The 15303-nt window shown below is 45.4% G+C and carries 14 protein-coding genes; 8 read left to right on the forward strand and 6 right to left on the reverse strand.

The genetic code is table 11. The features are described from left to right. Positions 1-528, forward strand: a 528-nt coding sequence (locus H6F50_RS21005) for a glutaminase (RefSeq protein ID WP_190430205.1), incomplete at its 5' end; no start/stop codon positions are given. Between the two features lie 249 nt (positions 529-777). On the opposite strand, the gene H6F50_RS21010 is transcribed toward H6F50_RS21005, so the two are convergent. Beyond that, entirely contained in the window at positions 778-1773 is a 996-nt protein-coding gene (locus tag H6F50_RS21010) for a hypothetical protein (protein ID WP_190430206.1), read from the reverse strand. A 167-nt stretch (positions 1774-1940) separates the two neighbouring features. Next, positions 1941-2168 carry a hypothetical protein gene (locus H6F50_RS21015; protein ID WP_190412080.1) on the reverse strand — a complete coding sequence of 76 codons (228 nt, stop codon included), beginning with the start codon at positions 2166-2168 and terminating at the stop codon, positions 1941-1943. 343 nt (positions 2169-2511) lie between these two features. Here H6F50_RS21015 and H6F50_RS21020 point away from each other — a divergent pair, with 343 nt between their 5' ends. Further along, entirely contained in the window at positions 2512-4107 is a 1596-nt protein-coding gene (locus H6F50_RS21020; protein ID WP_190430207.1) for an Hsp70 family protein, read from the forward strand. Positions 4108-4315: 208 nt separating this feature from the next. Here the strand turns inward: H6F50_RS21020 and H6F50_RS21025 are convergent, their stop codons facing one another. The 3 genes from H6F50_RS21025 to H6F50_RS21035 form a co-directional block, all read right to left on the reverse strand. After that, on the reverse strand, positions 4316-4846 hold the full coding sequence (locus H6F50_RS21025; RefSeq protein WP_347277195.1) for a L,D-transpeptidase family protein: 531 nt from the start codon (positions 4844-4846) through the stop codon (positions 4316-4318). Between the two features lie 330 nt (positions 4847-5176). Continuing rightward, entirely contained in the window at positions 5177-5689 is a 513-nt protein-coding gene (locus H6F50_RS21030) for a L,D-transpeptidase (RefSeq protein WP_190430208.1), read from the reverse strand. Positions 5690-5793: 104 nt separating this feature from the next. Continuing rightward, the gene (locus H6F50_RS21035; protein ID WP_190430209.1) at positions 5794-6447 is read right to left on the reverse strand and encodes a bifunctional 4-hydroxy-2-oxoglutarate aldolase/2-dehydro-3-deoxy-phosphogluconate aldolase; all 654 of its coding nucleotides are present in this window, start codon (positions 6445-6447) and stop codon (positions 5794-5796) included. Positions 6448-6797: 350 nt separating this feature from the next. On the opposite strand from H6F50_RS21035, the gene H6F50_RS21040 reads away from it, so the two are divergent. The 6 genes from H6F50_RS21040 (at position 6798) to H6F50_RS21065 (ending at position 14627) form a co-directional block, all read left to right on the forward strand. After that, positions 6798-7721 (forward strand): DUF2382 domain-containing protein, encoded by a 924-nt coding sequence (locus H6F50_RS21040; RefSeq protein WP_190430210.1) that lies wholly within the window; start codon positions 6798-6800, stop codon positions 7719-7721. A gap of 149 nt (positions 7722-7870) precedes the next feature. Continuing rightward, complete coding sequence (locus H6F50_RS21045) at positions 7871-8080, forward strand: acetyltransferase (protein WP_190412075.1); 210 nt, start codon at positions 7871-7873, stop codon at positions 8078-8080. Between the two features lie 347 nt (positions 8081-8427). Further along, entirely contained in the window at positions 8428-9411 is a 984-nt protein-coding gene (locus H6F50_RS27300; protein WP_190430211.1) for a DUF2382 domain-containing protein, read from the forward strand. Between the two features lie 773 nt (positions 9412-10184). Continuing rightward, a complete protein-coding gene (gene ppsA / locus H6F50_RS21055) occupies positions 10185-12623 on the forward strand; it encodes a phosphoenolpyruvate synthase (RefSeq protein WP_190430212.1) in 2439 nt (812 codons plus the stop codon). A 115-nt stretch (positions 12624-12738) separates the two neighbouring features. Next, positions 12739-13623: a ChaN family lipoprotein gene (locus H6F50_RS21060; protein WP_190430213.1), complete on the forward strand. Its 885-nt coding sequence runs from the start codon at positions 12739-12741 to the stop codon at positions 13621-13623. Between the two features lie 41 nt (positions 13624-13664). Further along, positions 13665-14627, forward strand: coding sequence for a PrsW family intramembrane metalloprotease (locus H6F50_RS21065; protein WP_190430214.1), 963 nt, complete (start codon positions 13665-13667; stop codon positions 14625-14627). A 171-nt stretch (positions 14628-14798) separates the two neighbouring features. Here H6F50_RS21065 and H6F50_RS21070 read toward each other — a convergent pair whose 3' ends face one another. Then, positions 14799-15047, reverse strand: a complete 249-nt coding sequence (locus H6F50_RS21070; RefSeq protein WP_190412071.1) for a hypothetical protein — start codon at positions 15045-15047, stop codon at positions 14799-14801. Positions 15048-15303 lie beyond the last annotated feature (256 nt).

Consider the following 15303-nt stretch of genomic DNA (forward strand, 5'->3'; position numbering starts at 1 on the left):
TCCGTGTTCATGTCAGAGCGAACGACCGGGCATCGCAACCGAGCAATGGCGCATCTGATGCTCAATTTTGGCATGATCGACGCGAAAATTGACGAGGCACTGGATTTGTACTTTCAGCAGTGTTCTTTGATGGTGAATTGCCGCGATTTGGCAGTGATGGCAGCGACTCTTGCGAACAACGGCATGAACCCGATCACCCAGGAGCGTGCGGTTGATTCCCGTTATATCAGAGATATTTTGACAGTCATGTACACTTGCGGGATGTATGACTTTGCCGGAGAGTGGGCGTATAAAGTGGGTCTTCCCGCTAAAAGTGGAGTATCGGGCGGACTGATTGTGGTTGTGCCACAGCAAATGGGCATTGCAATTTTTTCACCCCCGCTAGACTCGCACGGCAGCAGCGTCAGGGGAATAAAGGTGTCTGAGGAACTATCAGAGAAGTTTGGGTTACATTTATTTGACTTGCAGACAGATAGATCCCGTTTGCTGGATACTTTGTGCAACAAGCAAGAAACTGAATCTGAATAGAACCGCCGCCATGAGCCTGGAGATAAATTCCACAGCCAGAAGCAATGTTAAGCTAAATTAAACTGACTGAGTGAGCGTTGAACCCGTTTTGATGGGTTACGAGCTTTCAGCCCAAACTTTAGTTTAGAGCCTTAGTTTAAGACTGAAATCAGTGCCATTCAACTGAACCTGAATAGCACCGATCTTTAGCCGAAATTCCGTAGCCTGAACCCTGGGAATGAAACCCAGCAACCGTTAGATTCCGCTGTCTTAGCTTAAAAGGGTAGCTTCTTGCGACGCATCAATCGCTTTAATTGCTTTGGTTTCCGAGGATTCTATACTCGAACCGTAGAGGTCTACAAATCTTTGAAAGAGCCACATTGTTTCATGATTTGAAACCCTATTTAAGCTAACCAAACGCTGTATATTTCTTTCAGCTAGTTTCTGTAGGTAAGGCAAATCTTCAAAGAGTGTCAAACAAGAGGCAAAATGCAAGATAAATTGCAATAAAGGTCTGGGCCACTCCAAATCGCTGTAAATGTCTACGAGGAACTTATGTTCGGTGTCGCTGAGCGGAATGGCATTGAAAATTACAACGATCCTTTTGCCATTGTAAACGGGAATGCTGAGTTCAACCGTATAGGGACTATGCAATGTTAAGTCCACTTCAACGATAGGTTGTCTCCAAATTCTTAAAGGATTAATTGGAGAATCTAAAACAGTTTGGAATTTCACCATTCCACCGATGGCTGTAGGCTGGAAATGACTCACATTAATAACCCGTAAATTATTCAGGCTAAAGTTGTGAATACTTTCCAGATGTTTTAAATTTAATAAATGATAGATTTGGCATACGTAGGGAAAAGGTAGAATATATTCCTGCCCTATCATATGCTGATGCTGCTCTTGCAATTCAAGCATTCTAGCTTGAACTGTAGATAAATATCCTTCATCTTGGTAAGGATTTACATCGGCTTGGTAGTTTTGGATTGTGCCTAAACTATCGCCCGTTAAGTTTTGATCGGGTCTTAAATACAGCCAACTTAGGAAGAAAAAAGAAGCTGTAAATAAGTGGATAACTTCTATTACTGATAAATAGCCATCAGCAAAGGAAGCAACCGTTCTATCGGTGAGTCCGAATAGCCAAGAGGGAATTCCAAATACCCAAATTCCATTCTTGAAGTTGGTGATAAATAGAGAAATCTCTAGGTATTGATTATTGTTTATGAGTTTAAAGTCAGTGTTTTGAAGAATATTGCTAGACATAATAATTCAAAAGATTGAGATTTTTCTATTGATTTATGCTTGGCTTTAGCACTCCTAATGGTGCTTGGAAGCTTGTATAGAAGCGATCGCGTTTGGGATCGTCTACTTCATCTAGTGCCATTGGCACTAGATACACCTCTGGAAAAAACCTCCGAATGCCACCTGTCTTAAACCTGTTTTTGCCTTGAGGTTGGCTTTAAAAGCAGCCAACTTACAAAGAAAAACGTCGCCGTGCCTAGTTGCGCGATGTCAATGACAGAAAGATATCCATCTGACAATGAAGCGATACTTCTATCGGTAATTCCAAATAGCCAGAAGGAAATACCGAAGAACCATAGACCAATTTTGAAGTTTGCTAAGAAATTAGCAGCTTCTGTTGGTTGCTGGTTATTCATCTTTTCAGCCCTTTTTCTAAAAATACTGAATGGTCATCTAGCGATTAAAGGGCTTGAGGACTTTTGATAACTCCTGACATTCCCCTTGACACTTCTATGTTAAAAAATGTTTCTTTTACTTGCCATGCGTCCAAAGAGGGAGTTGTTAAAATACCAGAGAAATCGACAAAAGGCAAGAAAATGTATATTAAACTACTAAAAAAGCTATAACCTCGACAGCATAGAGGTTTAGTAGCCTTTAAGTCAGACAAAAAAAGCAGGAAAACTGAGTTTGAAGGGAAACAGGGAGATTCGTTGATAAAATCCTTGAGGACGTGATGCCGGTTTGTCGGTGTGAAGCTGAATGGCGATCGCAATTGATTTTGGAACTAGCAATACGGTTATCGCTCGCTGGAATCCAGCCCTCCAGCAACCAGAAACCGTGAGTCTACCTGGGTTATCGGTCATCGCTGGGCAGAATCCCCCCCTAATTCCCAGTTTGCTCTATGTTGAGGATGCGGCACTCTCGACGGTGGTGGTGGGGCAAGCTGTACGCGATGGCGGTCTCGATCTCACTAGCGATGCCCGCTTTTTCCGCAGCTTTAAACGAGGAATTGGGGCTGATATTCAAGGATTCCTCCCAGAATTAGATGGGCAGTTCGTTACTTTTGAGCAAGTCGGACAATGGTTCCTCAACCACCTGATTGAGAAACTCAATGCCGTTAACCCCGACGTCGGACAGTCTCTGGTATTAACGGTGCCAGTAGACAGTTTTGAAGCTTACCGCAAGTGGCTGGGGCAGGTATGCCAATCTCTTCCAGTGGAACAAGTGCGGATGTTGGATGAACCGACAGCCGCCGCTTTGGGCTATGGAATGAAAGATGGGGGCGTGGTACTGGTGGTAGATTTTGGCGGCGGGACGCTGGATCTTTCCCTAGTGCGGCTGGATATGACAGAAACTCAGAAGCCACTGGGTTTTATTCTCAAATGGGGAAAAAAACAGCTAGCTGAAAAGTCTGGACAGAAGGCAAAAACTGCGCGGGTATTAGCGAAAGCCGGACAAAATTTAGGCGGTTCGGATCTGGATAACTGGGTTGTTGATTATTTTGCCAAAACTCAGGGATTGAAGCCGACACCTTTGACGACACGACTGGCAGAACGGTTAAAAATTCAGTTATCTGTGCAAACCGAAGCGAACGAGGTTTATTTTAATGATGAAACTTTTGAGAGTTACGAATTAGAACTCAATCGCGATCGCTTTGAGGCCATCCTCACAGAACACCAATTTTTTGCTCGCTTAGACGAGTCAATGACTCAAGTGTTGCAGCAAGCGCGTCGGCAGGGCATCGAAGTGTCAGATATTGATGCTGTCTTATTAGTGGGCGGGACTGTACAAATCCCCGCCGTACAGACGTGGGTGCAGCAATACTTTGACTCCAGCAAAATTCGTTGCGATCGCCCGTTTGAAGCGATCGCGCAAGGTGCCCTGCAACTGAGTCAAGGCGTCGAACTGCAAGATTTTCTCTACCACAGCTATGGCATCCGCTACTGGGATCGCCGGAATAACCGCCATAACTGGCATCAACTGATTAATTCAGGTCAAGCTTACCCGATGAGCCAACCTGTGGAATTAGTTCTAGGTGCTTCGGTGGAAAACCAACCCAGCATTGAATTAATTGTCGGAGAATTAGGTGCTGAAACAGGTGGAACTGAAGTGTATTTTGATGGCGATCGCTTAATCACTCGTCGTTTGGGCAGCGACCAGACATCGGTACAACCCCTCAACGACCGCCAGGGTGCCCGTACCATTGCCAATTTGAAACCACCGGGGTATCCAGGAAGCGATCGCATTAAACTTCTGTTTCGCGTCGATCGCGATCGCTTCCTGCGAATCACCGTTGAAGACCTGCTGACCAATCAAACTTTATTGGACAATCAGCCGGTCGTTGAGCTGAGCTAGGTTTGGGTCATCAGTCCTTATCCAATCCAGTTGATTACCCGCAATTAAGAAGAACCCCACCAACAGAGCGATCGCCTTTTGCTCCCGCTCCCACTCCGGCTCCGGCTCCCCTCCCTGCTTGCGGGGAGGGGTTGGGGGACTCGGGGTCCCCTCTGGGGATAGGGGGCGGGGGTTCTTTGATGACGCATTTGATATTACCCGTTACCCCTTAACGACGGACAACCACCTTTGTGCCATGTGAGGCGAAGCTGTACAACTTGCGAGCTTGAGCGACTGGCACATTGACACAGCCGTGGCTGACTGGGGTACCAAAGCGGTTATGCCAGTACGCTCCATGAATGGCATAGCCGCCGGAGTAGTACATCGTGTAGGGTACATTGGGAACGTTGTAGTCTCTTCCTCGCATGCGAGCCGTGCGGTGCTTTGATTGAATCCTGAAAGTCCCGACGCGAGTGGGGGTGGAGCGCTTACCACTGGAGATGCGGACAGAATAAACCCGTCTTCCCCCTTCCCAGGCGATTAACCGTTGCTTTGAAAGGTTTACCTCAATCCAGCGTCGCTGCGATCGCCGAGCGCGAAGACTGTTACTGGCGACTCTTGTACGACGAACCCTGTTGCTGGCGACTCTTCTGCGAACGCGAGCCTTGTTGCTGGCAATTCTTCTGCCTCGACGAACTCTGTTGCTGGCGGCTGTTCTCCGAACCCGGATGCGCTTCCTCAAGGCTCTGCGCGATCGCACTGATCTTCTCGTCGATGGCTGTTCGGCTGTCTCCCTTGCCCTAACTGACTTTGATGCTGACAGAGCGGGCGTTGACCAAGAAAACAAAGTCGCAAAGATCAGGGCAATACTTGCCCAGAAGGTTCCAGAACGACGTAACCAAGCAAAGCAAATTTGGCTTTTAATGACACACCTCACTTTCGGGTCTAGGAAAGTAGCTAAGGTTAGGTTTCCCTATCTGATAGTTAGCTAAAACCATCTTTAGATAGATTTTGGGAATCTACTCCAGATTTTTCCATAAAAGAGGGTTCTAGAGCCAAAAAAACTATTTATTTTTATTTACTTTCCTTCTTACTTATGGACAACGACAGGCGTCCCCACCGCAGCCCAGTTAAATAGCCATTTAGAATGATTAACGGCTACATTGATGCAACCGTGGCTAACAGGAGTTCCAAACCGGCGATGCCAATAAGCACCGTGGATGGCATAACCACCGTGGTAATACATCGTGTAAGGAACATTCGGAACATCATAATCAGCCCCGCGCATCCTGGCAGACCGATGTTTCGATTTAATCGCAAACGTGCCGGTGCGAGTGGGGGTTGAACGTTTGCCAGTGGAAACCACTACTGCATAGACGGGTTTTCCACCTTCCCAAGCAACCAATCGTTGCTTAGATAGGTCAATCTGAATCCAGCGTTGATCGGATTGTTGCAACTCCTGCATTTTTGCAGCCACAATCGGCTGCTTTGTTTGAGCGATCGCGGGTGCGAAAGCAGCATCCAAAGCCGTAAGCGCCACCACCGCCCCAGCAAAAAATGCAACTGGGCGATGCAGCAAATTAGCAGAAATGATGCTTTTCATGGCAAATCATCTCACTCGGTGGATCGGTTAGAAAAATTCAGCGAAAAGCTCTGATTAGCTGCTAGGAGCAACTAATGTCGGTCTTTTATTAGCTCAATCGTAACTCAGCTGGTGGATTCATTCACTAATTGCATCAGAGTTTGAGCGCGTTTGGCGATCTCCTCCCATCCAGAGGACGAGGCATTGGCTTCCCAGTTTTGGGGAAATAAACTGCCGGAAAGTCCGACTGCGATCGCTCCAGCCGCTAGAAAGGCTTTAGCATTTTCTACCGTGACCCCCCCAGTCGGAATTAAGGGAATATGTCCTAATGGCCCTTGCAGACTTTTGATGTAGCTGGCACCGCCTACCGCTTGGACGGGGAAGACTTTGACACAACTGGCACCGGCTTGCCACGCGGTGACAATTTCCGTTGGAGACAGCGCCCCCGGCACCATCGGCACGCCCCTATCCATTGCTGTCTGAATTAAGATTGGGTCAACGTGGGGAGTAAAGACGAACTGGGCACCGGCAGCGATCGCGTCTTTAAGCTGTTCTCGATTTAATACAGTGCCCGTGCCAATCGTACACGCGGGTAATTGCGATCGCAAATCACCAATCAATTCTGCTGGGTTGTCGCTATTCCAAGTAATTTCAATCAACTGCATTCCCCCAGACGCAACCGCATGAGCCATTTGGCGACCCAGCTCCATCTGCGGTGCGCGAATGACTGCGATCGCACGGTGCTTTTGCACCTGCTTGAACCACGACTGATTATACATCCTCATTTTCTACCGTTAGGCAGATTAATTTTTGAACTTCTTGGATACTATTAGCTATTTCTGATTTAATTCTTACTTGTTTTTCAGCCCTTAGGAATACGCATTTGTTTATCTTAACTTGCTCTTAATTAATATTTCTTAATATTTCTAGCTATCAGTTACTGCCTAAAAAACTCAAGCTCAACCACCAAGTTACATTTTCAATAACTCAAGTTTAAATATTGAAATCCTTTGATTTAATTTTTGCAGGAGTTACTTAACGCGAGTTAATTCAGTCGCTAGGGAGATGGAAACACTTAATAAAATTAATAAAATCGCAAATATAGAAATAATTTTGAGGAAACAAAATCATGCCTCTTTTAAAACTCACTGACTTTGATCCAAACTACAGCGAGACGTTTGAAGGAGATGACCTTCATGGAATGGGGGTCTATTCAGAAAGTAGTACCGACGATAAAATTGGAACTGTTAGCGATGTTCTAGTTGATGAAGAAGGTCATTTTCGGTATTTAGTTGTTGACCTAGGCTTTTGGATTTTTGGCAAAAAAGTTTTACTACCAATTGGTCGTTCGCGAATCGATTACAACACGGATCGGGTTTACGCAATTGGCATGACCAGAGAGCAAGCAGAAGCTTTACCAGAGTTCAACGAAGCTACCAGGACTGATTACGACTATGAAGAACGGGTAAGAGGCGTTTATCGCACTCCCTCTACTGGAGCCTCTGCTACCTCTGCTAACGTTGATGCAGCACCTGTTGTTGATACCTCCTATGCAGCGGCTACGCCTAACATTGACGCTTACGATCGGAGTACCTACAACTATCAGCAAGAGCCGAATTTGTACGGACTGAACGATCGGGATCATCAAACTCTCAGACTGTACCAAGAGCGGTTGATTGCTAACAAAACTCGCGTTAAAACCGGGGAAGTTACGGTTGGTAAGCACATTGAAACCGAAACTGCACGAGTGTCAGTACCAGTTGAAAAAGAGCGAGTGGTGATTGAGCGAGTTACTCCAGCAGATGCTGGAACAGCCGTAACTCCTGGCGAAGCTGATTTCCGCGAAGGGGAAGTTGCCCGCGTGGAAATCTACGAAGAAACTCCTGACATTCACAAAGAAGCTTTTGTGCGTGAGGAAGTCAGAGTTAAGAAAGTTGTAGACCACGAAACAGTTGACGCAGAAGAAACGATTCGTCGTGAAGAGTTAGATGTGAATACGGACGGGCAAGCTACTATTAACCGCCCTACTAACTTACCTTCCGATCGGATTTAAGAAGCCCTCCAACGAGCGATTAAGTCACCGATGATTTAAGCGAGTAAAAACCATGCAGGCAGGGCGAATTATTAGCTCTGCCTGCACCTTTAGAGGTAGGGTTTTCCTACCACTAACTTGCACTTGATAACCTAATTTAGAAAGTCTTCATGTTTCTCAAAAACAAACAAACCGGCGATTTGATAGAAGTTCTCGATATTGAGGAGCTGTTCAACCCTAATAATGATGCAATTTCTGGGCGAGATCAAGCAGGGCAGGAGGAACAGGAAAAAGCTTCTTTTGAGAAGAAAGAATTAATTTTTCCTTCTGGGGAAAGCCTACCTCGCTGTTGGATGGATGCCAACTATACAACCACCTAATTTTCAATAAAACGCTTAAGCATTATCGGGTGTTTATTCGTCAAGTCTTGCTAGAAACTTTTGAGTTTAGGAAAAGGGCTGCAAATTTTGAAATGGCGGATATGGGATTGTATTACCATTGTCTTTTGTCGGTTGGGTAACGATTAGTCACACAACTCAACCGAAAATTCGTTACTAACAAAGCGAATATGCTACTGGTAAAGATCCCCTTTCCCCATGCCTAATCCAAAATCTAAACTTCAAACTGGGATGAGGACTTGCTTGTTATCTATATAAACATAAACACCCGTTCATAAATGGAAGAAAAAATCGAATTTTGCTTCAAGATCGTTTAGGAAGTTTTTAAAATGAACCATCAAATGCTAGCACAAGGGCAAGGAGCAAGGCGAAACGATGTCAGAATTAATGTCTTGCTAAATAAATTGCAAAGTAAACTTAAATCTTTTGCAGTCAGAGATCGGGAAAACTTGCTGTTAGGAAAGGTGAAGGATGTAAATCTCGATTCAGACCGTCAGCTAAACTTAGTGATATCTCAAGAAGGGCTAAATCAAAATGCCCCATTATTTCTCATCCGAAGCAAGCATATCCAGCAGGTGGACTCGTCTACAAAAACTCTGTTTGTAGACATTAGCAAAGCGGAAACCCAGTATTTGCCTGAATATGTACCCTTAGAAAAAACAACGGATGTAGAGCCTTTAGAAACTTCACCAATCTCAAAAAAAGCTGAATGGGAAGTAACAGATGCCTCGACTGCCTCTGTCATGGCAACGCCAGATGACTTAAATAATCACCCAGAAGAACTGGAGCGAAATAGTATGCCAGAGGATGCTTCTAATACTTTTAGTACAGAGTCAGAAGTTGTCGAGGAAGAAATCTTCCGGTTGTTAGAAGAACGATTAGTCATTGACAGCAACAAACATAAAGTCGGTGAAGTTATCGTTCGCAAAGAAATCGAAACGCGCATGGTAGAGGTGCCAGTCCGCCGCGAAATTCTAATTGTTGAACAAGTCAGCCCCGAACACAAACAGCTTGCAGAAATTGATTTAGGACAAGGAGAAATTCCTGGTCTTGAGCTGATTGAAGCAGCTATCGGCGCTAAATCTACAAGTATCGACGCTAAAACTACAAGTTTAGATACTCAGCCAACAGTTAGAGGTGAGTTTGATTCACCGAGAACAGCAAGTCGAATTTTAGATGCGATCGCGCATCAGCGTGGGCATGGGTGTGCCAAAGTCCGAGTGGAAATCATTCTAGAAGACGCAGAACATCAGGCAACTTACCAGGAATGGTTTGATCGCTGTTCAATCAAGCCATCGTCAAATGGAAAGTAACCCGGTTGAGATATAAAGTTTGAGACAAGTGCCTGGAGATTGGAAACGTGGTACTTGGGTGATAGGGAACTGCTAACTGGGAGCATCCCAATGCATCATGCGCCTACACCCTGAAGGGTGGAGGCTTGCGAGGATAACGGCTGCCGGGAACAGACTAAGAATTTTAGCCTGCTCCCGGCAAACTTCGTTTATGTAGCCCCACGCTAGAAACGTGGGGGCGTATCTCAGCAATACAGGGCATGCTCGCTTGTAACATTCCCAATCTCCGATCGCAAACGCGATCGCCTACCCTTTTTGATTGCTCTACAACAGCTCCTCCTTTGCCCCCCGAACTTCACAGAGATGGGGAAATTTTTTCCATTTGGTCTGCTATTTTGTTGTGCGTGCAAGAAGATAGGGAGGCTTTTATCGTTTTGCCTTGTACCTCGGTAAGGAATCAAGAGAACAATTCTCAGCCTACAAGGACTTGGCTGGAAATCGGAATAATTAATTAAACAGTAAAAAAGTTTGAGCAGAAAAGGCGAAAGTCATAAACTCTGTTTACCTTTATTCTCGATCCCTCAGTATTTATCCTGAATTCTTTAAGCTTTATTGTGCCCCTTTATCGAGGGCATCTTTGCTAATTGGCAGCTTTAATCTCTGGAAATTATAACCAAAACCGGCTGATTTCGCAGTGATCCCAAAGAAATTACAAAATTAATGAAGAAGTGATCTAATTTACCCATTCTCAGCCTCGCCATCGCTAGACTAAAGCTACAAAAGGAGAAAAAGCTATGGTTACAGCAGCGGCAGAAAGGTCATTGCACTTATCCAAAGAGCGATCGCTAATTCTCTGGTTCGATGAAGTTGGAATTATCGATGTCCCTTTGGTAGGCGGAAAAAATGCTTCCTTAGGGGAAATGATTCAGCAGTTAACCCGCCAGGGAGTCAATGTTCCCAACGGGTTTGCCACAACGGCGTATGCCTACCGCTATTTCATTCAATCAGCGGGATTAGAAGACAAGCTGCGATCGCTCTTTTCTGACTTGGATGTTGAAGACCTCGACAACCTGCGGGAACGCGGAAAAAAGGCACGAGCATTGTTAATGCATACGCCTTTCCCTGAGGAACTACGGACAGCAATTACCGCAGCTTACCAACAGATGTGCAAGCTTTATGGCTCTGACATGGATGTAGCTGTTCGCTCCTCTGCCACTGCTGAAGATTTGCCCGATGCTAGTTTTGCCGGTCAACAAGAAACCTTCCTAAACGTTCAAACCGCTCCAGGAGTTTTGGCAGCTTGTCATCGATGCTTTGCCTCCCTATTTACCGACCGTGCGATTTCTTACCGCCACATCAAGAACTTCGACCATTTTGATGTTGCGCTTTCCGTCGGGGTGCAAAAAATGGTACGTTCGGATTTAGCCTCCTCTGGTGTCATGTTCTCGATTGATACCGAAACCGGCTTTAAAAATGCCGCCTTAATTACAGCCGCTTACGGATTAGGGGAAAATGTAGTTCAAGGGGCAGTCAACCCCGATGAATATCTGGTTTTCAAGCCCACCTTAAAAGATGGATTCCGCCCAATTATTGACAAACGACTGGGCAGCAAAGAATTCAAATTAGTGTGCGATCAGGGGGGCTGTAAAATCACTAAGAATGAGCGAGTGCCCTTAAGCGATCAACGGAAATTCGCCCTCAACGATGACGAAATTTTGCAACTCGCCGAGTGGGCTTGCTTGATTGAAAATCATTACAGCGATGTCCACGGCAAGGATATGCCGATGGATATTGAGTGGGCAAAAGATGGCGTTACTAATGAGCTTTTCATCGTCCAAGCTCGCCCAGAAACAGTGCAATCGCAAAAGAGTAAAACAGTTCTGCGTAGCTATCATCTGGTAGGAGGGCAGCAGGCGGTACCTTTACTAACAGGGCGTAGCGTTGGAGAGGCAATCGGGCAGGGCAAAGCCAGGGTAATTCTCGATGCGAACAAAATTGATTTGTTCCAAGCCGGGGAAGTTTTAGTCACTGATAAAACTGACCCTGATTGGGAACCAATCATGAAAAAAGCTAGCGCGATTATTACGAATAAAGGGGGGCGTACCTGTCACGCGGCAATTATTGCCAGAGAAATGGGAATTCCAGCCATTGTGGGTTGCGGAAATGGTACAGATATTTTAAAAACAGGTCAAGAAATTACGGTTTCTTGTTCTGAGGGAGAAGAAGGACGGGTTTATTCCGGATTATTACCCTACGAAGTTCAAGAAATTCCGCTGGAGAACCTACCCCGCACTCGCACTAAAATTATGATGAATGTAGGCAATCCTGAAGAAGCATTTAGCCTCTCAGCGATTCCTAATGATGGGGTAGGATTAGCTAGGCTGGAATTCATCATTGCTAATCACATCAAAGCCCATCCTTTAGCTTTGATTTCTTACGACAAATTGGAGGATGTAGAAGCTAAAGAAAAAATTGCGGAAATGACGGTAGCTTATGAGCACAAACCTCAATATTTTGTGGATAAGTTAGCTCAAGGATCCGCAAGGATTGCCGCTGCTTTTTATCCCAATCCAGTGGTCGTGCGGATGAGCGATTTCAAGAGTAATGAATACGCCAATCTTTTGGGAGGCAGGCAATTTGAACCCAAAGAAGAAAACCCAATGCTTAGCTGGCGAGGGGCGTCTCGTTACTATGATGAAAACTATCGCGATGCTTTTGCTTTAGAGTGCCAAGCCTTGAAGCGGGTGCGAGATGAAATGGGTTTAACAAATGTTATCCCGATGATTCCTTTCTGCCGCACTCCCGAAGAAGGGCGCAAGGTGTTAGCAGAGATGGCGAAGCATGGCTTGGAACAAGGTAAAAACGGGTTGCAAGTTTACGTGATGTGCGAGTTGCCCAGTAACGTAATTATGGCTGAAGAATTTGCCGAAGTTTTTGATGGTTTCTCCATCGGTTCTAACGACTTAACGCAGCTAACGTTAGGTTTAGATCGGGATTCTGCGTTAGTGGCGCATATTTTTGACGAACGTAACGAAGCAGTGAAGCGGATGGTGAAGATGGCGATCGCTGCCGCTAAGAAAACTAATCGCAAAATTGGTATCTGCGGTCAAGCGCCCAGCGACTACCCGGAATTTGCTCGATTCTTGGTAGAACTGGGGATTGATTCGATCAGTTTAAACCCAGATTCTGTACTGAAGACGCTGTTGATGGTAGCGGAAGTTGAAGGGGTTTAAATCAATCGTTGCAAAAACTGAACGTCAAGAAACCCGTTTTCCCCAAGAGAACGGGTTTTCCGTGTAGCTGGAAATAAGCAAGCCGATTGGGATGCTCTCCTGCCACAATATCTTTATGAAAAAATACTCATTCACCCAATTCTGCGCTTGGTCGCTGTTGATTTTCCTCCTCTGTGCCTTGCCTGCTTATTCCCAAACAATCTCCAGCCCTCAAACGCAGCAAAGCTATACTGCACCCGAAGTTTTGCAACAACTTGCAAAGGTAAACGTCATTTATTTAGGGGAAAGTCACGATAGCCCTGAAGATCACCAAGCTCAACTGGACATAATTCAGGAACTCTATCGGCGAAATCGGAAAATTGCCATTGCAATGGAGATGTTCCAGCGTCCCTATCAAGGCGTACTCGATCGCTATCTGGCGGGGAAGATAACAGAAACTCAGCTAATCGAACAAAGTGAATATAAAAAACGCTGGGGTTTTTCTTGGGAATATTACGCCCCAATTTTGGGTTTTGCTAAGGAAAAGAAACTGCCTGTCTTAGCCTTGAATACTCCCAGCGAAGTCACCCGCAAAGTTGCCCGAAAAGGATTAGAAAGCCTGACAGCAGCGGAACGGCGCTATATTCCACCACCTGCTGAAATCCGTACCGATAATCCTGAATATCGCCAAATGGTACAACAGGCTTTTCAACAACATCAAGTCGCGGGTCATGGTTCCAGTGCCAACTTTGAGCGATTTTTCACCGCCCAAGTGCTGTGGGATGAAACAATGGCAGATGCGATCGCGCAGTTTCTAAAAACCCATCCAGATTATCAAGTCGTCGTGCTGGCTGGACAAGCTCATATAGTCTACGGCTATGGAATTCCCAGCCGTGTTGCTCGACGCTTGGGCAATAAAATAATCCAGCGATCGATTCTACTCAATCCTACGGTAGAAGAGCCTGCACAAACTGATAAAGCGATCGCTGATTACTTGTGGGTAACATCACCTGGCAAATAACTGAGCAATAAGTTATAAACGAAGAAAATTAAACTCTCCCTATGGATAGGTTCCTAATCACAGCTATTTTGATAGCGATTCCCACCTTTATTTACATCCGCATCGTGATTAGCATCGATCGGTTTGAGAAAGAACCGACACGCTACCTGATTGCGGCATTTTTGTGGGGGGCGCTGCCAGCAGTGGTGGGTGGCATCATTGTGCAATTAATTCTAAACGTACCCATCCAACTGATATTTGGTGCAGAAAGTCTTGGGGGTCAATTCATCACCACGGCTGTCAATGCACCCGTCACCGAAGAAATCCTCAAAGGTACTGCTGTAGCCATTATTTACCTGTGGTATCGCAGAGAATTTGATGGCTGGGTAGATGGGATTGTCTATGGGGCGATGGCGGGTTTCGGATTTGCCTATGTAGAAAATATCCTCTACTTGCAGGGTACAAAGACGTGGGAAGAATGGGGACAGCTGCTGCTGCTACGTGTCATTGTCTTGGGCTTCATGCACGGCTTTTGGACAGCCCTCACCGGCATCGGTTTTGGTTTGGCACGCCATCGGCATAACCTGTTTACGAAAATACTGCTAATCTCTGGCGGGTTGATTGCGGCGATGAGTGCCCATTTAATCCACAATGGCGCACTGATTTTAGCAAAAGCCAGCGGTGGTGCGACCCTAGCGATCGCTTTGTGGAATTACGGGTTCCTGGCAGCTTTAATGATTGTTTTAGGGTTTGTCGCTGCCGATCGCGATCGCAAAATGCTTAAAACATACCTTAGCGACGAAGTTCCAACTGTAATTTCATCTGCTGACTACGAAGCACTCTGTAACAGGCGTTCCAACACCCTCGCGCGGTTGCGCGTAGCACCCAAACAACAACGCGCTTTCATTCAAACCGCAGCCGAGTTGGCTCAAAAGAAATTTCAATTATTTAAAATGGGCGAAGAAAGCGGTAACAGTACCGAAATCGCCCTACTCCGCAAACAATTAAAACAATTCAGAAATTAACGCCCTGTGCAACTTTTTCTTAGTTCTCAATTTATCTAGGATTGGGAGCTAAGAAATGTTTTAGATATCAATCAACGCTGCATTAGCAAAAACGGTCTCCAGAGACTTATGGGTAGCAGGCATTTCTACACTTGATATTGTTAATTTTCTTTGCTTGCTGGGTATTTTTTATCAGCTTTGCTCTGAATTTATAATAGAAAATTCCTGCGCCTTCTCACTAGGAACCAAAGTCCAGCCTGTCCGGATTAACTTTTGGTAAGTTGCCCAACCCCTAGAAATTCCTGGTTCGCGGTAGTCGGGTACAGCGTATTGCGGAAAGGCTGTGTAAGGTCGCCAGGGTTCATTGGGTTGATTTTGCAAATACAAAATCTTCTCATCATCCGTCGCAGACTTAGGCAACCAGGACATTTGTTTAGGCATCAGAAAACTCCTTTCTCAAAAAAAGGGGTGAACCCTTGAGCAGATTTTCTTGGGGTAAATGCTTGGAGGAAGCTTCCTTTAACATCCTTTAACAATAGCTGTCTATACAGCTCAACTAAGAGTTGCTAAGACGGCTCAAAGTCGCTCGACTTGATTTGACCGGAAAATCTCTTAGGATGAACTGCTGCTCCAAGTAAAGTTGGATTTATTAATCGTTTACAATAACATACCTCTAAAGAACTCACAAAATTTTTGC

It is taken from the genome of Coleofasciculus sp. FACHB-712 (assembly GCF_014695635.1).
In the GTDB taxonomy this organism is placed as follows: Bacteria; Cyanobacteriota; Cyanobacteriia; order Cyanobacteriales; family FACHB-T130; genus FACHB-T130.

Coding starts and splice junctions, on each gene's coding strand:
- H6F50_RS21010 (WP_190430206.1), bottom strand. CDS start 1,773: ATGTCTAGCAATATTCTTCAAAACACTGACTTTAAACTCATAAACAAT.
- H6F50_RS21015 (WP_190412080.1), bottom strand. CDS start 2,168: ATGAATAACCAGCAACCAACAGAAGCTGCTAATTTCTTAGCAAACTTC.
- H6F50_RS21020 (WP_190430207.1), top strand. CDS start 2,512: ATGGCGATCGCAATTGATTTTGGAACTAGCAATACGGTTATCGCTCGC.
- H6F50_RS21030 (WP_190430208.1), bottom strand. CDS start 5,689: ATGAAAAGCATCATTTCTGCTAATTTGCTGCATCGCCCAGTTGCATTT.
- H6F50_RS21035 (WP_190430209.1), bottom strand. CDS start 6,447: ATGTATAATCAGTCGTGGTTCAAGCAGGTGCAAAAGCACCGTGCGATC.
- H6F50_RS21040 (WP_190430210.1), top strand. CDS start 6,798: ATGCCTCTTTTAAAACTCACTGACTTTGATCCAAACTACAGCGAGACG.
- H6F50_RS21045 (WP_190412075.1), top strand. CDS start 7,871: ATGTTTCTCAAAAACAAACAAACCGGCGATTTGATAGAAGTTCTCGAT.
- H6F50_RS27300 (WP_190430211.1), top strand. CDS start 8,428: ATGAACCATCAAATGCTAGCACAAGGGCAAGGAGCAAGGCGAAACGAT.
- ppsA (WP_190430212.1), top strand. CDS start 10,185: ATGGTTACAGCAGCGGCAGAAAGGTCATTGCACTTATCCAAAGAGCGA.
- H6F50_RS21060 (WP_190430213.1), top strand. CDS start 12,739: ATGAAAAAATACTCATTCACCCAATTCTGCGCTTGGTCGCTGTTGATT.
- H6F50_RS21065 (WP_190430214.1), top strand. CDS start 13,665: ATGGATAGGTTCCTAATCACAGCTATTTTGATAGCGATTCCCACCTTT.
- H6F50_RS21070 (WP_190412071.1), bottom strand. CDS start 15,047: ATGCCTAAACAAATGTCCTGGTTGCCTAAGTCTGCGACGGATGATGAG.